The sequence below is a fragment of the Halorubrum distributum JCM 13561 genome (assembly GCF_000337395.1).
Lineage (GTDB): Archaea > Halobacteriota > Halobacteria > Halobacteriales > Haloferacaceae > Halorubrum > Halorubrum distributum.
Map to the genome: position 1 here is coordinate 1 of NZ_AOJF01000041.1, position 23433 is coordinate 23433.

The following is a 23433-nucleotide window of genomic DNA, read 5'->3' on the forward strand; positions in this document are numbered from 1 at the left end:
TGGCCCGCCGGCGACGACCCGCGGTCGAGCGCGGCCGGGCCCGGCGTCGGCGAGCGCGGGCAGCAGGGTGGCGGGCATCCCGGCGACGGACAGCAATCTGGTGGGCAACCGCCCGGCGGCGGCCAACCGCCGCCGAACGCGCAGGGACAGCGCCAAAATCGGTCCGCAGCGGCGGGCGGCAACGCGGTCGACCGACAGGCGGTGAGCCGGTGGCTGGCGAACTCCTTCGACGGCGACGGGTTCGACTACGGGATCGACGCGACGCTCCACGCGAACGGCGACACCACCCGCCAGCGGATGGTGTCGAACGACGTGACGGCGACGTTCGACACGCTGATCTCGTGGTTCGCGTCGAACGCCGGCCCGAGCTCGCCGACCCCGGAGGCGATCGGGCTGCTGCTCGCGGCCTCCGAGACGACCGTCGACATCCCGCCGGTGATGATAAAGCGGTTCGCGGCGAGTCAGGGGCTCTCCGCGAGCGACAGCATCGGCGACTTGGTGCGCGCCGCCGAGGAGGAAGGCGGATTCAGGATCGAGTAACTATCGGAGGAGAGAGACTCGCCCGTTACCCCAACAACACGAACAGCGCGATCCCGATCAGCGCGAAGACCGCGTAGATCCCCGCCATCACCTCGCGCTTGAGCGGGCTGCCGAGGGGTTCGGCGGTGAGTCGCCGGATCGGCGGGAGGATCGCGATCCCGGCGAGGATCAGCGGCCATGACTCCGGTGCTGGTACCCGCGTGAGCGCGATGACGACCGTCCCGTACCCGACGACGTACGACCCCCGCCGCCAGAGCTGCTCGCGGTCGGAGAGCTCCTCCATGGACGGGAACGCGTCGCTCGCGCTCGACTCTCCTCCCTCGGACCCGCCGCCGCCACCGCCGGCGACCTGCTCTGCCTGTCGCTGGACGTACTCGTCGAGCTCCTCGGCCGCGTCCTCCGTCTGCGGGGCGCCGCACTGCGCGCAGTACCGCGCCTCGTCGTCGACCGGTGCGTCACAGCGGGGACACGATGGCATCTTGGCGTGGATCGGGCGCCGGCCGGGCTTAATTCTTCGGACCGAGGACTCCGCTCACGTCTTGCGATTCCCGCCTTTTCTCCGCTGTCTTCCCGTTCGCGTTACACGTCCTGATAATCGGGTGGGTACGCTTTAGTCGGTGACTCGCCGAGTCGATGCTAACCAGCCGCGGGCCGTCGTCCGGCCCGCACTCGTTGACCACGCCCTCATGACGATAGACCACGACGACGCGACCGAGACGCGCCCGACGGACGCGGCCGAGCCGCCCGCAAGCCGCTCGGCGGCGCCCGACAGCGACGGAGCGGTCGACTCCGGGTCTGACCGGCGGTTCCGACTCGAGGAGATCGGCCCGTCGGCGTTCCAGGCGAGCGTGATCGCCCTCGTCGTCCTCGTCGCGCTCGCCGGCGTCGTCGCGACCGCTCCGGCCGCGGCGGGCCTCTCATCCGATTCGTCCGCTTCCTCAGTCGCCGCCGGACCGACGGCGGCTGCCGCGGTCGAGGCCGCCGGTCCGGTCGGCCCAGCGGACCGTCCGGAGGTCAGCGGCGGATTCTCCCGTTCGACGTACACCGGCGTCGCGGGCGATCCGGTCAGGATCAGGTACGCCGCCGACAACCCTGACGGGCCGACGTACCTCCTCATCGGCGGGAACCGGCTCAGCGACACGGGGCAGTCGGTCGGCTTCGTCGACGTCGTCAAGATCTCGGGGACGAGCGAGACCACGATCAACACGCGGACGCTCGGCACCGACGCGAGCAACGTCAAGAGCTGCGGTCTCGAAGACACGACGTGTGACCTGGAGTTCGTCGACGAGAGCGGCGACACGGTCGCCGAGAACCTCAGCGCGCTCTCGAGTTCGACCGGCGCGGGCGGGCTCGCCCGGCCCTTGGTCCCGCATCGGTATCGGCTCGCGATCACCAACGGGACGTTCGTCGTGGACGACTCCGGCGTGGTGACGCCGACCGAGAGCGCGGACCAAGCGGACCTCGTGTTGGAGAAGCCGGAGTTCCGCGACGACGTCGAGGTGTTCACCAGCATCGACCCGGGCGCGCTCGACGAGGAACCCGAGTCCGAGTCGCTCGAACGGATCCGAGCGAACGGGCTCGGCCGGACCGCGGTGACGAAGGGCAACCGGATCGTCCTCGGGTTCGAGGCGACCGGCATCTGGGGGGCGCTGTCGCACTTCGCCGGAGAAGGGGAGGAGCTCGAACCGGGCCAAGAGATCGATACTGAACTCCTGACCGACCTGCTGGACGCCGAGGAGGGGGTGTCGCTCCGAGTCCGTGAGACGAACCCCGGTCGGAACGAGCCGCGCTCGGAGCTCGACCTGTCGCAGGCGGACCCGGAGGACGTCACGCTCTTCGTCGCGGACGCGACGGAGCTTGACACGCCGGAGGCGCCCGGCCGCTTCTACCTCGTCATCGACACGAGCGACGGCGGCGCTTTCACCGAGGACCCCGAGCCGGGCGACGAGTTCGCCGTCGAGTTCGCGCTGGAGGGCACCGAGGGCGAGCGGTACGCGTTCGCGGACGGCGCGGAGCCGCCGGCGGCGTTCAACGCCACTTCGGCGACCGACGACGGCGTCTCACAGCAGTTCCCCTACTGGGAGGCGTCGGACGGGACGGTGCGCGCCGAGGCGACGTTCACCGTGCGGGAGCGGTTCCTCCGGTACGACCACGTCACCGACGACGGGGAGCTCCTCGTCGAGGTCGAGGACGGACAGCTCACGGGAACGACCTCGCTGCTCCCGGTGCGCGAGATGTCCGCGACGTTCGTCAACGACGCCGGCGACGCCCCGTTCCGCACGGAGTCGCCGCTCGAGATCTCTGACGGGAACTTCACGGTCGACGTCGATCTCGACGAGGTTTCCCCCGGAACGCGCCTGAACTACGAGCTGTACGAGGGGTCCAGGCTGCGCGACAGCCGGACGGTCATCGTCGTCGGGAACGCCGACAACCCGGACGAGCTGGTGATCGACGACGCTCCTGAGAACGTCACCGTCACCGAGGGGGAGAACCTCTCCGCGCTCCGGGCCACGGCGCGCAACGCGGGCGGGCTCACGGGCGAGGGAGAGCTCACCCTCACCGTCGACAACGGCAGCGAGGCCGGGTCGTGGGGCGTTCGGCTCGACCCGGGCGAGTCCCGAACGTACGGGTTCGGCTCGGTGACGCCCGACCTCGACCCGGGAACCTACGCGTTCACCCTACGGCTCGACGGCGACACCCACGGCGGGACCCTCGTGGTCGAGTCCGATCCGGCGACGACGACGATCGACGACGACGACAGCCAGCCGGACGCCGACGGCAACGGGTCCGACACCGATGACGACGGAACCGGCGACGACGGGGCCGACGGCAACGAGACCGCTACCGACGATGACGGCGACGACGCGACGGCCACCGACGACGGCGACGACGAGACCGTCTCGGACGAAGCGAACGGCTCCGACACGGATTCCGGCTCCGACTCGGGCGACGTGCCCGCCGACGACGGCGAGGCCGACAGCGTGGGGATGCTCCCGCTTCCGTTCGGCACCCGCGAGGCGCTCGGTGGCACCGTGCTCGTCGGCGCGATCCACCTCCTCGGCCACTGGGTCTGAGACGCACTTCCCCCGCCGCCGGGACCGGCCGCGCCCCGCTCCGTTCTCATCGCTGAGAACCGCGGGGGAGCGATTAAGTGTTCGCTGTGCCCCGCTTCAGACAACAATGGCTACGCGGGTACTCATCGCCGACGACTCGGAGTTCATGCGGAACCTCCTCCGGGAGATCCTCGAAGGGGAGTTCGAGATCGTCGGGGAGGCGGAGAACGGCGTCGAAGCGGTGAACATGTACGAGGAGCACGGGCCGGACCTCGTGATGATGGACATCGTGATGCCGATCCGCGACGGGATCGAGGCGACGACGGAGATCTTAGAGGAGAACCCCGACGCGACGGTGATCATGTGTACCAGCGTCGGGCAGGAGGAGAAGATGAAGGCGGCGATCAAGGCGGGCGCGGAGGGGTACATCACGAAGCCGTTCCAGAAGCCGAACGTGCTCGACGCCATCGGTTCGGCGGTATAATGCGCGTCGACGTCCGCGCGCTCGGCGCCTGTAACCGCCTCGCAGAGCGGGGGGCCAAACAGGCCGCCGGCGCGCTCTCGGACCTCACCGGGACCGACCTCGCGGTGGAGGTGACGGGCGCGAGCGTCGCCAGCGGCGAGGACCTCGCGGAGTCGTTCGCGGGCCGGGAGTCGATCGGCGTGAGCGTCGGGCTCCGCGGCGGACTGGACGGCGAGGCGGTCCTCGCGTTCGACGCCGCCAACGTCGACGCCCTGCTCTCGCTGCTCCCCGGGGGGCAGTCGATGGAGCGGAGCGCGGTGACGGAGGTCGGCAACATCGCGCTCGGCGGCTTCCTCGACGGGTGGGCGAACTACCTCGGCAAGGCGATCGACATGTCGCCGCCGCGGTACTTCGAGGCCGACGGCGCGGCGGTGCTGCCGGACGGCGCGCTCGCCGGCGACGGCGTGTTCCTCTTCGAGAGCCGCCTCGACGCGACGACGACCGACCTCGACTTCTCCATCTACATGCTGCCCGACTCGGGGCCGTTCCGCGACCTCATCGTCGGGAAGACGGCGCCCGCGGCGACCGCCGGCGGCGAGGCGGACGGCGGGACGGCGAGCACGGCCGTGCCGTACGAGTCGCTGTCGACGTTCTCGTCGCTGGCGAAGAAGGGGTCGGCGAACGCCGCCGACAACATCGCGATGATGACCGGGCTGGAGACGACCGTCGACGTGAGCCGGCTCCGGTTCGTCCCGCTCGCGGACGTGCCCGCGGAGGTCGGCACCGAGCCGCACGCGGGCACGGTGTTCGAGCTTCAGGGGGAACCGAGCGGCTACCTCGCGATCCTCTTCGAGGAGTCCTCGGCGGCGGCCGTCGCCGACGCGATGCTGCCGATGGAGCCCGACGAACCGCTCGGGGACATGGCCCAGAACGCGCTCTGCGAGCTCGGCAACGTGATGACGAGCGGGTTCATCGACGGGTGGGCGAACGTCCTCGGCACGTCGATCACCCACTCGCCGCCGGAGTTCGTCCACGACATCGGCGCGTCGACGATCAGCCCGCTCGTCGCGAAGCTGAGCGAGCGGCAGGACTACGGGTTCGTGATCGACACCGCCATCCAGACGGAGGGGATTCAGGCGCGCTGTGACGTGTACGCGCTCCCCGACGAGCGCGAACTGGCACGGGCGCTCGACCGGCTCTCGGGGCCGTGACCCGCTCGCTCTCCGACGATCGGCCGGACGGCCCGGCGGACCGAACGGAGAGCGACGGGGACGCGGTCGCCGACGCGGAGCCCGCGGCGGTCACCGGCGGCGCGGTCCCCGACGACCCCGGCCGGATCAAGGTCGGCGTGGGCGAGCTCGCGGTCACGAGCGACGACGCGGTCCTGACGACCAGCGGCCTCGGCTCCTGCGTCGCGGTCGCGCTCGTCGACCAGCGGACGGGCGTCCGCGGCCTCCTCCACGCCATGTTACCAGCGGGCGAGGGGCGCACGACGGCCGTCTCGCGGCCCGCGAAGTACGTCGACACCGGGGTCGACTCGCTGATCGGGGCGCTCGACGACGCCGGCGCCGACCCCCGCCGTCTGGAGGCGCGCGTCGCCGGTGGCGCCGAGATGCTCGACCTCACCGACGCGGTCGGCCCGCGGAACGTCGAGCGGGTCGGCGAGGTGCTCGACAACGCGGGCGTCCCCGTCGTCGCCAGCGACGTCGGCGACGCGGTGGGCCGAACCGTCCGGTTCGGGCCGGACGGTCGCCTCGTCGTCCGGGCCGCGGACGGCTTCGAACGAGCGATCTGACCGTCGATCGGGAGCGGATTCGTTTCCGATCGCTCCCCGAATTCTCCGTTTTCACCCCGATTAAACCCCGATACTCTCGCTGCGCAGTGCTTTCTCACGGCTGATATTTTGAGGGGTGAATTGAAGTGGGTTCTGCGGGTCGTACACGGTAATGGGCCTCGAACTACCGGTGTGGGGAGCTCCAACCGCCGCCTGGGCAGTCGCCACGCTGGGGCTCGTCGGTGCGAGCGTCCTCGACAGGTTCCTCGACGACGACGGATCCGACGACGACGGTTCCGGAGGTATGGACGGCGACGACGATCCCTTCGGCGGCGACATGGGCGGCGGAGGGATGGGTGGCGGCATGGGCGGTGGCGGCGGTGGCGGCGGCGGCGACGGCTTCGACGACTTCGACGGCATGGACGAGTGGGACGACGAGTTCGACGACGGCGGCGGCGGTGGCGGCGGCGGCGGCGCGGCCACCGACGAGCTGGAGAACCGGCTCGACGAGCTCGAAAACGAGGTCGCGTCGCTCTCCTCGACGGTCTCGACGGTCCGCTCGGAGAACGAGGAGATCTCGAACGCCGTCGACGACATCGAGGAGGACGTCCGCAACCTCCTCGACATCTACGAAATGGTCACCCGCGGTATCAACCCGTTCGTCGACGACGGCGGCGGCTTCGACAGCGTCGCCGGCGGCGGCGAGGGCTCCTTCGGCATCTTCGACGACGAGGACGGCGGCGAGGAGGAGGACCTCGACGAGGACGTCGCGAACGCCGACGCGGACGGGTTCTTCGACGACGACCTCCTCGACGAGGAGGAAGAGGCCGACGGGTTCGACGACTTGGACGACGACCTCGACGGTGACGACGAGTTCGACGACCTCGACGGCGACGACGAGTTCGACGAACTGGACGACGACAGCACGGACGACGCCGCGTCCGAGACCGAAACGGCGGACGACGGAGACGATATGAACGACGATGGAAAGAGTTTCAGCGAACTGAAAGAAGAGTACGACTCCGGGGAGGCCGACTGGGCCGAGGAGGGCGACGACGCCGCGGACGAGGACCCGTTCGAGGACGGGGACGACTCGTTCGCCGACCCCGGCGACGAAACCGACTCGCTCGACGACGCCGACGACGGCTTCGGGGGCGACGACCTCGGCGGCGCCGAGGACGACGGCGTCGACTTCGACGAACCGGCCGACCCCGAGCTGACGGGCGGTACCGATCCGGAGCCGGCGGGCGGTACCGAACCGGCGGGCGGTACCGAACCGGCGGGCGGTACCGAACCGGAGCCGGCGCCCGACCGCCGGCCCGGCGGCGACCCCGCGGAGGCCTCCGGCGGCTTCGAGTACGTCGGGAAAGACGACCTCTCGGAGGGCAACGGCCGCGGTAAGCCGTACCTCACCGAGCTGCCGGGCGACTACGTCGGCGACCTCCTCGTGATGGAGTGGCTGGAGTTCCTCGTCTCCGAGAGCGACGTCACCGACGCGGTGCGCGCGATCAACTACTACGAGCGGATCGAGTGGATCGGGCCCGACGCCGCCGGGCGGCTCCGGGACTTCCTCTCCGGGTTCGGGACGATCGACCGCAACCTCGTCGACCGGCCGGGCACCGACCGGCTCGTCCGCGAGCACCACACCCGCAGCCTCCGGTACGTGACCCAGCTCAACGGCACCAGCAGCCACACGGTCCTGTTGGACCGCTGGGACGATCTCGCCGGCGGCTCGCTCGTCGGCGGCGGGCCCGTCAATGGGCGGCGGGGCGGCCGCCGCGGCGGACGCGTCGACTCCGGCCGCAACGGCCACAACCGTCGCAACGACCGCAACGACCGGCCGGAATCGAAGCGGAACGGTCACGACGAGGCCGGCCGGCGGGACGCGCCCGACGAGCGCGAGCGACGCACGAACGGCACGGACCACGGCGGCGCGGGACGCGAGGCGGACGCGGACCGCCGCGACGGCCACCGCGACGACCGGCGCGACCGGAACGGTTCCACGCGACCGATGAACGATCCGAATCCCCGTTCCGACCGCGCCGATCCGGCCGACGGAGGGTGGGGAGATGGGCGTTAGCGTCTCCGCGTCCACGGCCATCATCGTCGCGGGGCTGTTCTTCGCGTTCACGACGTTCTACCCCGTGGCGGCCAACGGGCTCGACCGCGTCTCCGACGCCCAACACGGCATCAACGAGCGCGCGCTTGAGCGGCAGAACACCGACTTCGCGGTGACGAACGCGACCTACGACGCCGGCACCGAGACCCTCACGGTCAACGCCACCAACGATGGGTCGGTCGGCCTCGTCGCGGACGACGCGACGCTCGTCGTCGGCAACGAGTACGTCGACGTGGGCGGGGCGAACGCGTCGACGACCGTCGACGGCGACGCCGACACCGCGCTCTGGCTCGGCGACGAGACGCTCACCGTGCGGGTCGCACAGGGCGACACGACCACGACGATCGACGACGGCACGCGGGTCGTCTTGGTCGTCGAGTCCGGCGTCCGCGACGCCGCGACCGTCACGGAGGTGAGCGCGTAGATGGCCAGCGTCCCCGTCTCCCACCTCATCCTGTTCATCGCGAGCCTCGTGATCGCCGCGGGCGTCGTCGGCACGATCACGACCGGGGTCGACCGCGTGAGCGCGGCCGTCGACGACGCGGGGCTCGATGCGACCGAACAGCTCCGGACCGACGTGACGATCATCTCGGACCCCAGCGCGGGGGTGTACAACGCGAGCGGCGACCAGAACGTCACGCTGTTGATAAAGAACACCGGCACGTATCGGTTGGCGCCCGACGGCTCCGACCTCGACGTCGTCTTCGACGGCGCGTACGTCCGGCCGGGCGCGCTCTCCGGGGAGCTCGTCTCCGCGGACGGCGCGAACGCGTGGAGCCGCGGCGACGTGTTGCGGCTCACGATAGACGTGAGCGAGATCGAGGGGCAAGACGGGGGACTCGTCGACGGCGACCACCGCGTCTACCTCTCCGTGAACGGCGACGAGGAGCTGTTCCAGTTCCGCGTGGAGGGGGGTAACTGAGATGCCCCACGACAACCTCCTCTCCCTCGGTCTCGGCGACCGCGACCGGCTCAACAAGGAGCTGGGCGGTGGCATCCCCCGCGGCAGCATCGTCCTCATGGAGGGCGACTACGGGGCGGGCAAAAGCGCCATCTCCCAGCGGTTCGCCTACGGGCTCGTCCAGGAGGGCGCCTCCGTCACGATGATGTCGACGGAGCTCACCGTCCGCGGGTTCATCGACCAGATGCACTCGCTGGAGTACGACATGGTGAAGCCGCTCCTCCAGGAGGAGCTGCTCTTCCTCCACGCCGACTTCGACTCCGGCGGCGCGTTCTCCGACGGCGACGGCGAGCGCAAGGAGCTGCTCAAGCGGCTGATGAACGCCGAGGCGATGTGGAACTCCGACGTCGTCTTCCTCGACACGTTCGACGCCATCTTCCGGAACGATCCCACCTTCGAGGCGCTCGTCCGGAAGAACGAGGAGCGACAGGCCGCCCTGGAGATCATCTCCTTCTTCCGCGAGATCATCTCGCAGGGGAAGGTGGTCGTGCTCACTGTCGACCCCTCGGCGGTCGACGACGACGCGATCGGCCCGTTCCGGTCGATCGCCGACGTGTTCCTCCAGCTGGAGATGATCGAAGTCGGCAACGACATTCGCCGGCAGATCAACGTGAAGCGGTTCGCGGGTATGGGCGAACAGGTCGGCGACACGATCGGGTTCTCGGTCCGTTCCGGAACCGGAATCGTCATCGAGAGCCGCAGCGTCGCCTGACACATGACCCGCCGACGCACAGCCGGTCCGCGAGCGCGGACCGCGACCACCACGACGACCGGGCGTAGGACATGACCGAACACGGAACCGCCAAACCGTCCGAAGAGCTCCGAAAGGCGGCCATGCGGCGGCCGCACCTCCGGGAGCACCTCCGCGAGTTCAAACAGATCACCGGGGAGTTCCCGCAGTTCATCGAGGAGCCGAAAGACGAGTACGAGTCCGCCCGGCCGAACGTCATCTACCCGGTCGGCGGCCCCATCTACAGCCACATCTACGGTGACCTCGGCCAGGACACGAAGTACTACGCCATCGAGCCGGAGGTGTCCGGTCCGCAGGCGGAGATCCTCAACGAGGTGAAAAACCGGCTGCTCACCGTCAGCGGCCAGCACACCGCGCCGGAGAACGAGGCGGAGTACGACGACCTCATCGAGGAGCTGCTCGAGGAGGTGACCCACGTCGACGACAGCGCCACCGGCTGGCGAAGCGGGCTCTCGAAGCTCAAGAACTTCGGCAAGCTGTCGGTCACCGAGGAGACGTACGAGAACATCCGCTACCGGCTCAACCGCGACATCGTCGGGCTCGGCCCGCTCGAACCGGTGATGCGCGACCCGGCAAACGAGGACATTCACGTCATCGGCCCCAAGGAGTGTCACGTTGATCACGGCACCTACGGCATGCTGGAGACGACCGTCGACTTCGGCACCCCGAAGGAGTTCGACAACTGGCTGCGCAACATGGGCGAGCGGATCGGGGACCCGCTCTCCGACTCCGACCCCATCGTCGACTCCACGCTGCCCGACGGGTCGCGTATCAACATCATCTACTCCGACGACGTCTCGCTGAAGGGCTCCTCGCTCACGATCCGGCAGGGCGAGGAGGTCCCCCTGTCGATCAACCAGATCACCAACTGGGGGACGCTCTCGCCGGAGCTGGCGGCGTACCTCTGGCTCTGCCTGGAGAACGAGCAGACGGTGTTCGTCGTCGGGGAGACGGCGTCCGGGAAGACGACGACGCTGAACGCCATCCTCTCGTACATCCCGGACGACTCGAAGATATACACCGCGGAGGACACCGCCGAGGTCATCCCGCCGCACAGCACCTGGCAGCAGCTGTTGACCCGCGAGGGCGGCGGCGAGGGGAGCTCTGACGTCGACATGTTCGACCTGGTCGCCGCCGCGCTGCGGTCCCGCCCCGACTACATCATCGTGGGCGAGGTCCGCGGCGCCGAGGGGCGCATGGCGTTCCAGGCGGCCCAGACCGGCCACCCGGTCATGCTGACGTTCCACGCCTCGGACATCGTCTCGATGATCCAGCGGTTCACCTCCGAGCCGATCAACGTCCCCGAGACGTTCATGGACAACGCCGACGTGGCGCTGTTCCAGAACCGCGTGAAACAGGGCGACCAGGTGCTGCGCCGGGTGACGAGCGTCCAGGAGATCGAGGGGTACTCCAAGGAGATGGAGGGGGTCGTCACCCGCGAGGTGTTCAGCTGGGACCCCGTCGAAGACGAGATCGTCTTCCAGGGGATGAACAACTCCTACGTGCTCGAAGAGCAGATCGCGACCCTGCTGGGGTACGCGGACACCCGCGACATCTACGACGACCTCGACTTCCGCGCGGAGCTCATCGAGCGGATGATCCAGGAGGGAATCCTCGGCTACCACGAGGTGAACGACGCGATCAACGCCTTCCAGCGCGACGGCGTCGAGGGGCTCCCCTTCGACATGCACCGGAACACGAGGTAGCGACGATGGGGTGGATCTAACCGATGGCGGTGAAACAGTTCGGCGACGGGCTCGCGACGGCCGCGCAGCTGACCTCGGAGGTGATGGAGTCGTACGAGCAGCTCGACATCTCCAAGGGGAAGTACGTCGGCCTCGTGTTGCTGCCGGCCCTGTTCGTGTTCCTCGGCAGCGTCGTCGGCCTGGTCGCGCTCCCGCTCCCGTTCGCCGCCCGAGTTCCGATCCCGATGTTCGGCGGGCTCGTCCTGTTCGCGGCCGTCATCTACCCGAAGATCTACCTCTCCAGCCTGGAGACGAAGATCGACAACCAGCTGCACCTCGTGATGACGCACATGACGGTGCTGTCGACGACGAACATCGACCGGATGGAGGTGTTCCGGACGCTGGCGAAAGAGGAGGAGTACGGCGTCGCCGCCGAGGAGATCGGCCGCGTCGTCCACCTCGTCGACACGTGGAACCAGAGCCTCGACGACGCGTGTCGACGGCGCGCCCAGGAGGTCCCCTCCGACGCGATGGCCGACTTCTTCGACCGCCTCGGCTACACGATGGGCGCGGGCCAGTCGCTCGAGGAGTTCCTCGTCTCCGAGCAGGACGTGATGCTCGCGCAGTACGAGACCCGCTACGAGTCCGCGCTCTCGAACCTGGAGGTGATGAAGGACCTGTACATGTCGATGATCCTCTCGATGACGTTCGCCCTCGTGTTCGCCGTCGTCCTCCCGATCCTCACCGGTAACAACCCGACCGCGACGGTGGCGGCCGTCATCGTCCTCTTCGTGTTCGTCCAGCTCGGCTTCTACGCGATGATCCGCGCGACGTCGCCGTACGACCCGATCTGGTACCACCCGGACGAGCGGGCGCCCGGCGACCTGAAGCTGTGGGGGTCGCTGATCGGCGGCGGCGGGCTCTCCCTTTTGCTCATCGGGATCACGGCCGCCGGGATGTTCGGGTACGGTCCCGGGCTCCCCGGCCTCCTCTTCTTCCTCGACGACGTTCGGCTCCCGCTGTACCTGGCGGTCCCCATCTCGCCGCTGATCATCACCGGGGTGGTGCTCCGGACCGAGGAGCAGGCGATCACCGCCCGCGACGGCGAGTTCCCGTCGTTCGTGCGCGCGCTGGGCGCGACCGAGAGCGCGAAGCAGTCGACGACCACGGACGTGTTGACCACGCTGCGCGACAAGAACTTCGGCGAGCTCTCGGAGTCGATCGAGCGGCTCTACCGCCGGCTCAACATGCGGATCAGCACCGAGGGCGCGTGGCGGGCGTTCACGCGTGACACGCGTTCGTATCTCATCCAGAAGTTCTCCGAGATGTACCTCGTCGGCCGTCGGATGGGCGGGGACCCGAAGATGCTCGGCGAGCTGATCTCGAAGAACATGAACGCCGTCAACCAGCTGCGCGAGCAGCGCCGCCAGGCGGCGATGACGTTCATCGGGCTGCTGTACGGGATCACCGCGGCCGCGACGTTCGCCTTCTTCATCGGGCTGGAGATCGTCGCGATCTTAGCCGACCTGACCTCCGACTTCGGGCTCGACCAGATGGACATCGGCCAGATCGTCTACCCCGGCGCCTACGACATCCCGCTCATCGAGTACCTCCTCCTGACGGTCGTCCTCTTCAACGCCGCGCTCTCCTCGCAGATGATCCGCCGGATCGACGGCGGCAACCCCGCGAACGGCTACATCCACTTCGTCCTCCTGACGTGGCTCGGCGCGGGCACCGCCATCGCGACGCGGACGCTCGTCAACGCAATCTTGTCGATCTGAACCGCGGAGTCGGCGGCGTCGACACCGCTGTCGACGCCTCACGACGCACGGCGAACGGATTCGATACGGCGACCCACAGTATTATGACTGACACTGACGTACGGTTACGTACGTTTACAATGCCGGTCGACTTCGAGAGCTACCGTCCGAGCGACCTTCCGGACGAAGACACCAACGGGCGTCGGATCCTCGAGTTCCTCGCTCGGAACCCGGAGCTGGGATTCCGGCCGAGCGAGCTCGCGGAGGAGCTCGACATCCCCCGCGGGAGCGTCGGCACGACACTCAGGCGACTCGAACAGCGGGGGCTCGTGCGGCACAAAGGCGAGTACTGGGCCATCAACGCCGAGGCGTACGACGCCCACACCGCGGCCCAGATCGGTCTCCGCGCGGTCGCGGACGCGTTCGCGGGCGACGGCTACGACCGGACCGACGACTGGGACGCCGACCTCCCGGATCTCGACGCGGACGAGTCGGGAGACGAATCGACCGACGGCTGCTGTATCGACGCGGAACCGTCGTCGTCGCGTCGGATCCGTTCGGCAACGCGCCGCGACGGCCCTACCTGATCGTCAGCGACGGCTCCCACCCGTTCGGGGGTGCGCAGTACATCGGCGCCGGTATCTCGACGAAAGAGTACGACGCGTCGGTCCCGCTCGCCGGCGCGTTCGTCGAGGGAGGACTCGACCGAGAGTCGTTCGTCGCTCCGTGGGCGGTCGTGTCGCTGCGCGAGGCGACCGTCGACCGCGCGGTCGCCCGGGTCGAAGACGACGTCACCGAGACGACAGTTCGTCGGCTGGTTCAGTTCGTCGGCTATTCCGGTGGGTAAGGGGCCGTTCGGTCTAATTTCGGTTTGGTACCGCGAAGGGGATTCCTCGGGTCTACTCCTCGAACAGCGTCGGCTCGGCGACCGCCTCGTCGGCCGCGTCGCGCCACGAGCGCGACGGCGTCCACCCGAACAGCCGCGCCGCCTTCTCGATCGCGTAGGCGCCGCGGTCGTCGCCCTCCGTGAGTTCGCTCTCGTCGACCGCGCAGTCGTCGGGGATCTCGCCGTACGACTCGCGCAGGAGGTCGAGTAGGGGCCGCCCGAGCGCGTTGTCGGCCGCGACGCAGTTGACCGCCTCGTGGGTGCCGGGGGCGACGGCGGGGTCGCCGCCGAGGAGGTCCGCGAGCGCGGCCGCGACGAGATCGGCGACGTCGCGGGCGTCGACGTACGACCAGAAGTTGCCGGCGCCGGCGTCGAGGTCGCTCACGTACTCGTCCGCGCGGCAGGCGTACGCGCCGGGGTACTGGATCCACGACGGTCGGAGCGAGACGGCGGACACGCCGTGGCGGCGCGCGACCGCGCCCGCCGCCGCCTCTGCCGTGACCTTCGAGAGCCCGTAGGGGTCCTCCGGGCGGCGCGGGTGTTCCTCGGTGACCGGCAGCTCCTCCGGGAACGGCGTCGGGTCGGCGAAGAAGAAGCCGTAGGCGCCGTCGCTGGAGGCCTGGACGACCGGTGCGTCGGCCCGGCCGGCGGCGTCGAGGACGTGCTTCGCGGCGAGCGCGTTCGTCTCGAACACCCGGCCCTCGGGGTGGGTGCCCGCCACCGGGATCGCCGCCCAGTGGACGACCGCGTCGGGGTCGACGGCGGCGACGACGTCGAGGGCCTGGTCGCGCTCGGCGAGGTCGGCCGCGCGGAACGAGACGTTCGGGGCCGGGTCGACGCCGAGCCCGGGGTGGTCGTAGTCGACGACGACGACCTCGTAGTCGCCGGCGAGGCGGTCGACGACCCAGCGCCCGGAGGCGCCGCGGCCGCCGGTGACGAGGACTGTCTCCATGTCCGTCCCTCGGGGAGCGCCCGAAAAAGGGCGTTGTTCGTCGGTTCGCCGCGGTCGCCGCTCGTCGACACGGGCGTCGATCGGCGACCACGGCCTCCCGCTCCGGCAACCTTTAACGCGCCGAGCGGTAACTTCCGGGTATGGACTGGAAGACAGACTGGGGGTTGCGTGGACGGATGGCGTTCACGATGTTCCTCCTGTTCGCCCTCTACGTCGTGTTCGTCGGAGCCCTGACGGTGTACTTCGGCGACTTCCTCTTCCCGCTTGTCATGCTCGGCGGGTTCGCGGTCGCTCAGTACTTCTTCAGCGACAAGCTGGCGCTGCGGAGTATGGGCGCCCGCGAGGTGAGCGCCGACGAGTATCCCGACCTCCACCGCCGGATCGAGCGGCTGAGCCAGCAGGCCGACCTGCCGAAGCCGACCGTGGCGGTCGCGAACACCCGCGTGCCGAACGCGTTCGCCACCGGCCGGAATAAGAAGAACGCGACCGTCGCGGTGACGACCGGGCTCTTGGAGAGCCTCGACGAGGACGAGCTCGACGGCGTGCTCGCCCACGAGCTCGCGCACGTCAAGAACCGCGACGTGATGGTGATGACCATCGCCTCGTTCCTCTCGACGATCGCCTTCTTCATCGTGCGGTGGGGCTGGCTGCTCGGCGGCGACAACCGGCAGGGCGCGCCCGTCATCGTCGCGATCCTCGTGTCGCTCGTCGTGTGGGTCGTCTCGTTCCTGCTCATCCGCGCGCTCTCGCGCTACCGCGAGTACTCCGCGGACCGCGGCGCGGCGCTCATCACCGGGAAGCCCGGCGCGCTCGCCTCGGCGCTGATGACGATCGACGGCCGGATGGATAAGGTGCCCAAGGAGGACCTCCGGGAGGAGGCGGAGATGAACGCGTTCTTCATCATCCCGATCAAGGCCGGCTTCGTCGGCAAGATCGCCTCGACGCACCCCTCGACGGAGAACCGCATCGAGAAGCTCCGCGAGCTCGAAAAGGAGATGGAGACGGCCTGAGACGGATTTGAATCGGAATTTTCGATTGGTTATTTATAAGCTGTTGAGAGTGGGTAGGTGACGAACACCGCCGAAGTCTTCGCCGCTTACTTATAAGACGTTGCGGCGAGGTCGGCGACGAATCCCGCCGACGCGCCAGCCGCTTATTTATAAGACGCTGCGAGCAGATTGGAGACGAACACCGCCGAAGCCCCAGCAGCGAGGGCGGCGCACGCTCGCTGCGCTCCTCGTCGCTCGTTTCACTCGCTCCTGCGGTGCTTACGTCGCCTGCGCCGCCCTCGCTGCTGCCCCTTCGAGTCCCGCCCCGCTCCGCACAGCACCTCACGCCTCCCCAGCCTCGTCGACCACCCTTCGCTTCGCTCGGGTGGTCGACTCCCTCGCGCGTGCTGCTCGCGGCCGAGAGGCCGCTCGCAGGCACGCGCCACCGCCTCGTTTATTTATAAGTGATCCCATGATAGCTGCGCCGCTGGTCGGTGTGAGCGGACTGAGGGGAGTAAGCCCCCTTCGGTTCGTCCCGACATTCGGCTGAGCGTCCGCGCCGCGGCCGGACTACCTTGTGGCGCGGACTTGCACCGGCGAGGATTCGCCGTTCCATCCGTTCCCGCCCGTCGGCTCTCGACGGGTTAACTCCCTTCCCTCGCGGGTCGGTTCGCGCGTCTCATCGATCGGGGCGGGGGGTGTCGTTGCTGTTCCAGAGCCAGCCGTCTCCGACTCCGGGCGTGTGCCCGGTCGCCTGTCCGGCCGGTGGGGGGACTTTCCTCATGCCGGAGGCACGGGAGTCGGGCTCCCTCTGTCCGGTCCGTCCTTTCGCCCGCCGGCGAATAAGCGGTTCGGTCGGGCGCGTCTTCGCGCGGGGCTTCGGGCCGGGTAACGGCGGCTTTCGGGTGAGACGCCGCGAACGCCGCGAGAACGCAGTCACAAGGGAAGCGTTCAAGTCGTCAGCACTGTAATGGACTCTCATGTCCGAGGCTCAGACCGTTCAGCTGTCGTACGACGACGGTGCACGAGCGGTCGAACTCGCGCGGGAGGCGGTCGAGTCGTTCGTTCGACACGGGCAACGCGAACAGCCCGGCAGCATGCGGGAGGCGTTCTACGCCCGCACCGGGGCGTTCGTTCGATTGGAGTCCACCAGGGGCCGCGGCCGCCTCCGCGGCTGCGCCGGCGCCTGGGACACCTCAGATCAGCTCGGCCACGCGATCGTCGAGGCCGCCATCAAGGCGGCCTCGGGCGACTCCTGCGGCTCCGAGGTCGAGCCGAAGGAACTGGACAACATCACCGTCTCCGTGTTCGTCGTCTCCAACACCGTCCTCACGAACGATCCCGCCGAGGACCTCGAGGTCGGCACCCACGGCGTCGCCGTCGACAGCGGCAACGCCCACGGCTGGCTCTACCCGACGGTCCCCGTCGAGAACGGCTGGTCGGCCGCGGAGTTCCTCTCGCGCACCTGCCGCAAGGCGAAGCTCTCGCCGACCGCGTGGCAGGAGGAGGACACGATGGTGACGCTCATCGAGGGCCAGGTGTTCCGAGAGCGCGCCGACGGCGGCGCAGTCGAAGAGCTGTAGCCAGCCGCCCCGTTTTCTTTTTCAGCCGTCGTTCCCGTACCCGACCGCCGCCGCGTCCGCGAGCGCCCGCTCCGTCGCGGCCGACAGGTCGAACGCGTCCTCGGCGACGACCTCGCCGTCGCGGATCACGGGCTCGAAGAGCGACTCGGCGTCTTCCGGCCCCGCGCGGCCCGCGAGCCCGACCGCGTGGGCGCCGTCGGCGGTGCGGTACACGTCCTTCGCGTTCGAGAGCTTCCCCCGCTTGGCCGCCGGCTCGCCGTCGACGGCGACGAGGTCGAGCGCGAAGTCGACGGGGTCCGCGTTCGAGACGTACCCGCCGACCCCGAACCCGTCGGCGACGTCGCGCAGCTCTCTGAGGTCGGACGGGCCGAGCCCGCCCGAGACGTACACGTCGACGTCCCCGTGGCCGCGCGCGTCGAGCTCCCACCCGACCTCGCGAACGATGTGTCGGAAGTCGCCGCGCCGGGAGCCGGTCGTGTCGAGGCGGACGCCGTCGAGGTCGTCGCCGAGCGTCTCGGCCGCGCGAAGCACCTCGTCGACCTCGTCGGAGTAGGTGTCACACAGCGCGATCCGCGGTGCGTCCGCCGGAACGCCCTCGTCGTAGGCGCGCCACGCGGCCTCCTGCTCGCCGCGGCCGAAGCAGATGGCGAGCGCGTGCGGCATCGTCCCCGACGCCTCGCGCCCGATCAGGTCGCCGGCGGCGACGTGCGAGAACCCGTCGAACCCCCCCACCAGCGCCGAGCGCTCGACGGCCGCGGTCATCGCGGGGTGGACGTGGCGCGCGCCGAACGAGAGCACCGACGACTCGGGCGCGGCGACCCGGCAGTCCAGCGCAGCGGTCGCCATCCCGGAGGCGTGCGAGAGGAAGCCGAGCAGCGACGTCTCCAGCCGCGCGAACGCGAGGTACGGCCCCTCGATCCGCATCACCGGGCCGCCGTCGAACAGCCGGCCCTCGGGTATCGCGTCGACGTCGACGTCGCGGCCGGCGAGCAGCTCGACGGCGTTGCCGAGGCCGGCGAACAGCTCGAACTCCCCGTCCGGGAACTGGTCCGCGGTCACCTCGGCGACGACGCGGGGGTTCCGGTCGGCCGCCTCCAGCGCCGCCTCGGTCCGCTCGAAGTACGCGTCGGTCGCGCGCCCCTCCCGGACCGCGGCCGCGTCGACGATGTCGAACTCGCTCATGCCCGTCGGTTCGGCCGCGGGGACGAAAAGCCACCCGTGTCGCGGCGGGGGCGCGAGGAGCGAGCGTCCGGGACTCCCGGCCGAGCGGGCGGCGCGCTACGCCGAGCGCCGCGCGAACAGCCCGACCGCCGCGAGGGCGACGAGCGCCGCCGCGACGCCGAATCCGGGCGTGCTGTCGTCGGTGTCGTCGCTCCCGTTCCCGCTGTCGCTCCCGTCCGCGCCGTCGCTCCCGTCCGCACCGTCGTCAGTGTTGCCGTCGGTGCCGTCGTCCGTGTTGCCGTCGCTTCCGCCGTCGCCGCCGTTCGCGTCACCGTCGTCGCCGCCGTTCGTGTCACCGTCGCTCCCGTCGGCGTCGGGGAGCGCGAGGTCGGCGTCCGGGCGGAGTTCGAGGACGCCCTCCGGCGAGGGCGCGTGCGTTATCGTCACGCTCGTCCCGTCGCGCTCGACGCCGTACGCGCCGGGGAAGTCGCTCTCCGACCCGATCTCGTACACGGTCCCCTGCGCGTACTCGCCGTCGCCGTGCGCGGTCAGCATCCGCACGTAGGCGTCGCGGAACGCCGCGGCGTCGTCCTCGGTCTGCCACTCGGTCGCCCAGACGTAGCCGTCGCGGTCGCCGTTCCGGTAGGGGTACAGCTCGTCGCCGGCCCAGCCGTCGGTCACGGGGTGCGCGTAGTTGTAGGTCGCGCGGGTCTCGAGTTGGGCCTCCGCGTCGAGGTGGATCTCGACGTTCTGCCGGACGGTCGCGCCGGGCTCTAACACGGTGTGCCGGTACTCCAGGCTCTGGTACCAGAACATCACGAACATCGACGCCTCGCCCGTGGTCTCCGCGCCCTCGACGCCCTGGTCCGGGTAGGTCTCCCAGCCGCCGGTCGCCGCGTCCTCGAAGGTGACGTTCCCCTCCTCGTAGTCGGGGTCCCGGTGGATGACCTCCGCCGTCGAGGCCGGCGGGTCGTTCATCGTCTCGTTGACGGCCGCCCAGCCCCCTTCGTCGCGGAGCTCGCGGACGTACACGGCTCCGTCGCCGTACGGCTGGAGGACGGTCTGGAGGATGCCGAAGTTGAACTCCTGGCCGTCGCCCCCGCCTCCACCGTCGCTCTCGGGCGCCTCGGCGCAGGTCCAGTTGGCGTCACAGCGGGCGGCGTAGCGCTCCTCGACGTGGACCGCCTCGCCCTCCACGACGCCGTCGACCGCGAGGTCGCCGTCCTGGGTCGCGCCGACGTAGCGCGGGTCGGTGAGGTCGTGGTACTGGTCTTGCATCGCGTGGAGCAGCTCGTGCGCGAGCGTCGAGGGGTCGATGTCGGGCGACTCGCCGTCGGGGACGACGATGACGATCCGGTCCTGCGACGGCGAGTAGAAGCCGGAGACCGCGCCGCCGAACACCGAATCGATCTCGTCGTTGGCGTCCGTCTCGTCGCCGACGACGAACAGCGCCTCCCACACCTGGTCGTTCCAGCGCCGGAACGCCTCGGACCCGTTGCCGCTCGCGGTGTCGTTGGCGTACTCGCTCCGAGTCACCGTCTCGACCGGGACGTCCTCTTTGAAGGGGCGCTGTCGGACGTGCTCGACCCGGGCCATCGTCAGGTCCGTCAGCGCCTCCAGTTGCGTCTCGTTGAGCCCGTCCGTCTCCGCGAAGCCGACCGACTCCTCGTAATGGGTCCCGTTCCAGCAGCCCACCAGTTCGGTGCCGTCACCCGGATCGCATTCATCGGCGGACGCGGACGGCGCCGCGCCCGCGCCCGGTCCGCTGCCGGACGCGGGGGGGACCGCGCCGGCGTCCGGAGCGGCGGCGACGCCGGCAGTGAGGGCGACACACAGGACGGCGACCGCGGCGACGGCCGCGGCCGCGGTCGAGAGGGTGAGAACCCGTCGCATACGAATTTGATCGGCCCCCCGAATAAGTAGTTTGTCGGTTCCTTCGGCGCCGCGGCCGGCGGATTTTTCGGCGCGGGTCGCCGGCCGCGCCGAGCGCGTCGTGGGCGCGGCCGGCGTCCGCACGACGGTTTTTGAGGAGCGCGCCCGAACGCCTCGGCATGGCGTTCGATCCGACAGCAACCGCGGTGGTCGTCGTCGACATGCAAAACGGGTTCTGTCACCCGGACGGGAGCCTCTACGCCGAGCCGAGCGAGGCGGCGGTCGAGCCGGTGACGGCGCTCGTCGACCGCGCCCGGGAGGCCGGCGCGAGCGTGGTCTACACCCGCGACGTCCACCCGCCCGAGCAGTTCGACGAGACCCACTACTACGACGAGTTCGACCGGTGGGGCGAACACGTCGTCGAGGGGTCGTGGGACGCCGAACTCGTCGGCGACCTCGACGTGCGCGACGGCGACCACGTCGTCGAGAAGCACACCTACGACGCCTTCTACCAGACCGACCTGGAGGGGTATCTCGACGCGCACGGCGTCGACGACCTGCTGATCTGCGGCACGCTCGCGAACGTCTGCGTCCTCCACACCGCGGGCAGCGCGGGGCTCCGCGACTACCGCCCGGTCGTCGTCGAGGACGCGCTCGGGTACATCACCGAGGAGCACCGCGAGTACGCCGTCGACCACGCCGACTGGCTGTTCGGCGAGACGGCGACCCGCGACGAGGTCGCGTTCGCGTCGGCGTAGCCGGGACCGGCGACGTTTTGGACCGGCGACGTTTGGGACCGGCGGCGCCTCGGGCCGACGGCGTTTCCGGCCGCCGAAATTATCGCACGCGGAAATCGGCGTGTAATCCTTTTTACCGCTCGCCGGAACCGCGAGGTATGGACATCTCTCGGCGGGGCGTGCTCGGCGGCCTCGGCGCGGCCTGCGCGGTCGGCGCCGTCGGCTTCGCGGGCGCGGCGACGGTGACGGACGGCGAGGCGGTCGGCGGGCTCGGCGGCGACGGGCCGGGCCCGACGGGCGGGGGTTCTGACGGAGCCGACGACGGCCCCGAATCGGCCGCGGTCGACCCGGACGCGCCGTTCGAGGCGCGGCTGACCGGCGCCGACGGGGCCGACGCGCTGCTGTTCGACGCGAGCGACCTCGACCGCGTCAAGGGCGTCTTCGCCGAGGGGGGCGAGTACCTCGTTCAGGTCGTGCTCCCCGACGCGGGCGTCGAGACGTTCCGGACCCGGCTCGACGAGGCCGGCGCGACCGACGACCCGGCGGCGTTCGTGGTGTCGATGACGCTCGACGGGACCGAGGTGCGGCGCGTCGAGCTCGACGGCGAGACCGTCGACGCGCTCACCGGGTCCGACTGGGAGGGCGTGTTGACGCTCCCGTTCGGCGAGGAGCGGGTCGCCCGGTCGGTCTACGACCGGCTGGCCGACAGCTGATCGGACTCGGAGCCGGGCGACAGCCAATCGGTTCGCGGCCGACAGAGTCCGGACGACTGACTGGTCAGGTGTCGCGGCCGCCGGACCGGAGGACAGGGTTTTGCCCCTCGACCGCGTGGCTCAGCCGTGAGCGACGAACCGGGGAACGACGGCGGCCGCCCGTGTCCGGTCTGCGAGACGCCGATGTACCACCGGCACTGTAAGTACGTCTGTCCGGCTCACGGCGTCGTCTACGACTGTAGCGACACGTTCTACTGAGCCGCTGATCGCCTCGCGCGCCGTGTCCAGTCGCCTCGCGTCGGGTCCGGTCGCCTCACGCGCCGGGTATGGTCGCCGGAGTTAACAGGGGTGACGGAGAACCAGACTGGGTCGTGCGAACTGTTATGTTCTTGGAGGCCGACCTTTCTTCCATGATGGGCGACCCGTACGTGATCCTCCACGCCGACCCTCCGAGGTCAGCATGGTAGAGCAAAAACAGGTTGCCCGGAGCAAGCGGATCCAGCGCCGCACCGGGAAGACGTTCCACGTCGCCACCCGGCTGCTGCCCCAGCGGATCCGCCATCCGACGTACGTGCTGTACGGATTCTTCCGCATCGCCGACGAGGTCGTCGATGCCGAAGACACCGGAACGCCCGCCGAGCAGCGGGCCGAACTCGACCGGCTCCGGGCGGCCGCGCTCGGCGAGGAGCCGACCGACGACCCCGTCTTAGAGGCGTTCGCCGAGGTGTGCGAGCGCAACGACATCCCCGACGAGGACGTCCACTCGTTCGTGGACGCGATGGCGAGCGACATCGACACCGACCGCTACGAGACGTACGCGGATCTGGAGGCGTACATGGACGGCTCTGCGGCCGCAGTCGGTCGGATGATGACGGCGATCATGGACCTCGATCCGGAGGAGGAGGCCGAGGCGCTCCCGCACGCCACGAAGCTCGGCGAGGCGTTCCAGATGACGAACTTCCTCCGCGACGTCCGCGAGGACGTCGTCGAGCGCGACCGGATCTACCTCCCCTTGGAGACGCTCCGGCGCCACGGCGTGAGCGAGGAGCAGATCCTCGAGTTGGAGTTCGACGAAAACGTCGCGGCCGCGATCCGCGAGGAGATGGCCCGCACCGAGCGACTCTACGAGGAGGGCGTCGCGGGGATCAAGTACCTCCCCGAGGACTGCCAGCTCGCGGTGCTGCTCTCGGCGGTGCTGTACGTCGACCACCACCGTCTCATCCGGAACCGGGGCTACGACACCGTCTCGACCACCCCCGAGCTGTCGCTCACCCGGAAGCTGTCGCTGCTCGTCCGCACGCGCTGGAAGTGGCAGTGGAACAAGGACCCCGAGGCGGTGTTCTACGACATGTTAACCGACTTCGAGCCCCGCCGCGACCGCCACGGGCACGGCCCCCACGGCGCGGGCGTCCCGCAGACGGACTGAGCGGCCGC

The 23433-nt window shown here is 69.8% G+C and carries 21 protein-coding genes, 1 other RNA gene and 1 pseudogene; 18 read left to right on the top strand and 5 right to left on the bottom strand.

The window, feature by feature from the left end; all coding sequences use genetic code 11:
- On the top strand, positions 1–540 hold a 540-nt coding region (locus tag C470_RS16315), incomplete at its 5' end, for a DUF7500 family protein (RefSeq protein WP_008367023.1).
- A gap of 25 nt (positions 541–565) precedes the next feature.
- Here the strand turns inward: C470_RS16315 and C470_RS10030 are convergent.
- On the bottom strand, positions 566–1018 hold the full coding sequence (locus tag C470_RS10030) for a zinc ribbon domain-containing protein (RefSeq protein ID WP_008367025.1): 453 nt from the start codon (positions 1016–1018) through the stop codon (positions 566–568).
- 208 nt (positions 1019–1226) lie between these two features.
- On the opposite strand from C470_RS10030, the gene C470_RS10035 reads away from it, so the two are divergent.
- The 11 genes and pseudogenes from C470_RS10035 to C470_RS10085 all read left to right on the top strand — a co-directional run.
- Positions 1227–3614: a BGTF surface domain-containing protein gene (locus C470_RS10035; RefSeq protein WP_008367027.1), complete on the top strand. Its 2388-nt coding sequence runs from the start codon at positions 1227–1229 to the stop codon at positions 3612–3614.
- A gap of 106 nt (positions 3615–3720) precedes the next feature.
- On the top strand, positions 3721–4077 hold the full coding sequence (gene cheY, locus C470_RS10040; protein ID WP_004597560.1) for a chemotaxis protein CheY: 357 nt from the start codon (positions 3721–3723) through the stop codon (positions 4075–4077).
- Complete coding sequence (locus tag C470_RS10045; protein WP_004597558.1) at positions 4077–5267, top strand: chemotaxis protein CheC; 1191 nt, start codon at positions 4077–4079, stop codon at positions 5265–5267. The genes cheY and C470_RS10045 overlap by 1 nt, the downstream gene beginning before the upstream one ends.
- The gene (locus C470_RS10050) at positions 5264–5851 is read left to right on the top strand and encodes a chemotaxis protein CheD (RefSeq protein WP_004597556.1); all 588 of its coding nucleotides are present in this window, start codon (positions 5264–5266) and stop codon (positions 5849–5851) included. Before C470_RS10045 ends, C470_RS10050 begins: the two co-directional genes overlap by 4 nt.
- A 151-nt stretch (positions 5852–6002) precedes the next feature.
- The gene (locus C470_RS10055; protein WP_008367030.1) at positions 6003–7910 is read left to right on the top strand and encodes a FlaD/FlaE family flagellar protein; all 1908 of its coding nucleotides are present in this window, start codon (positions 6003–6005) and stop codon (positions 7908–7910) included.
- Positions 7900–8373, top strand: coding sequence for a flagellin (locus tag C470_RS10060; RefSeq protein WP_004597553.1), 474 nt, complete (start codon positions 7900–7902; stop codon positions 8371–8373). Before C470_RS10055 ends, C470_RS10060 begins: the two co-directional genes overlap by 11 nt.
- Positions 8374–8871: a flagellin gene (locus C470_RS10065; protein WP_004597552.1), complete on the top strand. Its 498-nt coding sequence runs from the start codon at positions 8374–8376 to the stop codon at positions 8869–8871.
- A 1-nt stretch (position 8872) separates the two neighbouring features.
- Positions 8873–9622: an ATPase domain-containing protein gene (locus C470_RS10070; protein WP_004597551.1), complete on the top strand. Its 750-nt coding sequence runs from the start codon at positions 8873–8875 to the stop codon at positions 9620–9622.
- A 71-nt stretch (positions 9623–9693) separates the two neighbouring features.
- A complete protein-coding gene (locus C470_RS10075; RefSeq protein WP_004597550.1) occupies positions 9694–11367 on the top strand; it encodes a type II/IV secretion system ATPase subunit in 1674 nt (557 codons plus the stop codon).
- 23 nt (positions 11368–11390) lie between these two features.
- Positions 11391–13127, top strand: a complete 1737-nt coding sequence (gene flaJ, locus C470_RS10080; RefSeq protein WP_004597549.1) for an archaellar assembly protein FlaJ — start codon at positions 11391–11393, stop codon at positions 13125–13127.
- Positions 13128–13246: 119 nt separating this feature from the next.
- Positions 13247–13618 (top strand): annotated as a pseudogene (locus C470_RS10085) (MarR family transcriptional regulator); the annotation flags it as partial.
- A 387-nt stretch (positions 13619–14005) separates the two neighbouring features.
- On the opposite strand, the gene C470_RS10095 reads toward C470_RS10085, so the two are convergent.
- The gene (locus C470_RS10095) at positions 14006–14944 is read right to left on the bottom strand and encodes an NAD-dependent epimerase/dehydratase family protein (protein ID WP_008367033.1); all 939 of its coding nucleotides are present in this window, start codon (positions 14942–14944) and stop codon (positions 14006–14008) included.
- 140 nt (positions 14945–15084) lie between these two features.
- Between C470_RS10095 and htpX the strand changes: the two genes are divergently transcribed.
- The gene (gene htpX, locus C470_RS10100) at positions 15085–15954 is read left to right on the top strand and encodes a zinc metalloprotease HtpX (protein WP_004597546.1); all 870 of its coding nucleotides are present in this window, start codon (positions 15085–15087) and stop codon (positions 15952–15954) included.
- A 482-nt stretch (positions 15955–16436) separates the two neighbouring features.
- Here htpX and rnpB read toward each other — a convergent pair.
- Positions 16437–16749: RNase P RNA component (rnpB, locus tag C470_RS10285), an RNA gene on the bottom strand.
- 164 nt (positions 16750–16913) lie between these two features.
- On the opposite strand from rnpB, the gene C470_RS10105 reads away from it, so the two are divergent.
- Positions 16914–17516: a TIGR00296 family protein gene (locus C470_RS10105; protein WP_004597545.1), complete on the top strand. Its 603-nt coding sequence runs from the start codon at positions 16914–16916 to the stop codon at positions 17514–17516.
- Positions 17517–17537: 21 nt separating this feature from the next.
- On the opposite strand, the gene C470_RS10110 is transcribed toward C470_RS10105, so the two are convergent.
- Both C470_RS10110 and C470_RS10115 read right to left on the bottom strand, forming a co-directional pair.
- On the bottom strand, positions 17538–18698 hold the full coding sequence (locus tag C470_RS10110) for a nicotinate phosphoribosyltransferase (protein WP_008367036.1): 1161 nt from the start codon (positions 18696–18698) through the stop codon (positions 17538–17540).
- A 96-nt stretch (positions 18699–18794) separates the two neighbouring features.
- Complete coding sequence (locus C470_RS10115) at positions 18795–20570, bottom strand: Hvo_1808 family surface protein (RefSeq protein ID WP_008367038.1); 1776 nt, start codon at positions 20568–20570, stop codon at positions 18795–18797.
- A 158-nt stretch (positions 20571–20728) separates the two neighbouring features.
- Between C470_RS10115 and C470_RS10120 the strand changes: the two genes are divergently transcribed.
- The 4 genes from C470_RS10120 to C470_RS10130 all read left to right on the top strand — a co-directional run bounded on the left by C470_RS10120 (position 20729) and on the right by C470_RS10130 (position 23425).
- Entirely contained in the window at positions 20729–21307 is a 579-nt protein-coding gene (locus C470_RS10120; RefSeq protein WP_004597542.1) for a cysteine hydrolase family protein, read from the top strand.
- 137 nt (positions 21308–21444) lie between these two features.
- The gene (locus C470_RS10125) at positions 21445–21999 is read left to right on the top strand and encodes a hypothetical protein (protein WP_008367040.1); all 555 of its coding nucleotides are present in this window, start codon (positions 21445–21447) and stop codon (positions 21997–21999) included.
- Between the two features lie 126 nt (positions 22000–22125).
- Complete coding sequence (locus C470_RS16395; RefSeq protein ID WP_004597540.1) at positions 22126–22257, top strand: HVO_2523 family zinc finger protein; 132 nt, start codon at positions 22126–22128, stop codon at positions 22255–22257.
- Positions 22258–22459: 202 nt separating this feature from the next.
- The gene (locus tag C470_RS10130) at positions 22460–23425 is read left to right on the top strand and encodes a phytoene/squalene synthase family protein (RefSeq protein ID WP_004597538.1); all 966 of its coding nucleotides are present in this window, start codon (positions 22460–22462) and stop codon (positions 23423–23425) included.
- Positions 23426–23433: the final 8 nt, after the last annotated feature.

Excerpts from the sequence above, each read along its gene's own strand:
- C470_RS10110 (WP_008367036.1), bottom strand. The coding sequence starts at position 18,698 with ATGAGCGAGTTCGACATCGTCGACGCGGCCGCGGTCCGGGAGGGGCGC.
- C470_RS10075 (WP_004597550.1), top strand. The coding sequence starts at position 9,694 with ATGACCGAACACGGAACCGCCAAACCGTCCGAAGAGCTCCGAAAGGCG.
- C470_RS10035 (WP_008367027.1), top strand. The coding sequence starts at position 1,227 with ATGACGATAGACCACGACGACGCGACCGAGACGCGCCCGACGGACGCG.
- C470_RS10115 (WP_008367038.1), bottom strand. The coding sequence starts at position 20,570 with ATGCGACGGGTTCTCACCCTCTCGACCGCGGCCGCGGCCGTCGCCGCG.
- C470_RS10045 (WP_004597558.1), top strand. The coding sequence starts at position 4,077 with ATGCGCGTCGACGTCCGCGCGCTCGGCGCCTGTAACCGCCTCGCAGAG.
- htpX (WP_004597546.1), top strand. The coding sequence starts at position 15,085 with ATGGACTGGAAGACAGACTGGGGGTTGCGTGGACGGATGGCGTTCACG.
- C470_RS10055 (WP_008367030.1), top strand. The coding sequence starts at position 6,003 with ATGGGCCTCGAACTACCGGTGTGGGGAGCTCCAACCGCCGCCTGGGCA.
- C470_RS10070 (WP_004597551.1), top strand. The coding sequence starts at position 8,873 with ATGCCCCACGACAACCTCCTCTCCCTCGGTCTCGGCGACCGCGACCGG.
- C470_RS10060 (WP_004597553.1), top strand. The coding sequence starts at position 7,900 with ATGGGCGTTAGCGTCTCCGCGTCCACGGCCATCATCGTCGCGGGGCTG.
- C470_RS10095 (WP_008367033.1), bottom strand. The coding sequence starts at position 14,944 with ATGGAGACAGTCCTCGTCACCGGCGGCCGCGGCGCCTCCGGGCGCTGG.
- C470_RS10130 (WP_004597538.1), top strand. The coding sequence starts at position 22,460 with ATGGTAGAGCAAAAACAGGTTGCCCGGAGCAAGCGGATCCAGCGCCGC.
- C470_RS10120 (WP_004597542.1), top strand. The coding sequence starts at position 20,729 with ATGGCGTTCGATCCGACAGCAACCGCGGTGGTCGTCGTCGACATGCAA.
- C470_RS10105 (WP_004597545.1), top strand. The coding sequence starts at position 16,914 with ATGTCCGAGGCTCAGACCGTTCAGCTGTCGTACGACGACGGTGCACGA.
- C470_RS10030 (WP_008367025.1), bottom strand. The coding sequence starts at position 1,018 with ATGCCATCGTGTCCCCGCTGTGACGCACCGGTCGACGACGAGGCGCGG.
- cheY (WP_004597560.1), top strand. The coding sequence starts at position 3,721 with ATGGCTACGCGGGTACTCATCGCCGACGACTCGGAGTTCATGCGGAAC.
- C470_RS10065 (WP_004597552.1), top strand. The coding sequence starts at position 8,374 with ATGGCCAGCGTCCCCGTCTCCCACCTCATCCTGTTCATCGCGAGCCTC.
- C470_RS10125 (WP_008367040.1), top strand. The coding sequence starts at position 21,445 with ATGGACATCTCTCGGCGGGGCGTGCTCGGCGGCCTCGGCGCGGCCTGC.
- flaJ (WP_004597549.1), top strand. The coding sequence starts at position 11,391 with ATGGCGGTGAAACAGTTCGGCGACGGGCTCGCGACGGCCGCGCAGCTG.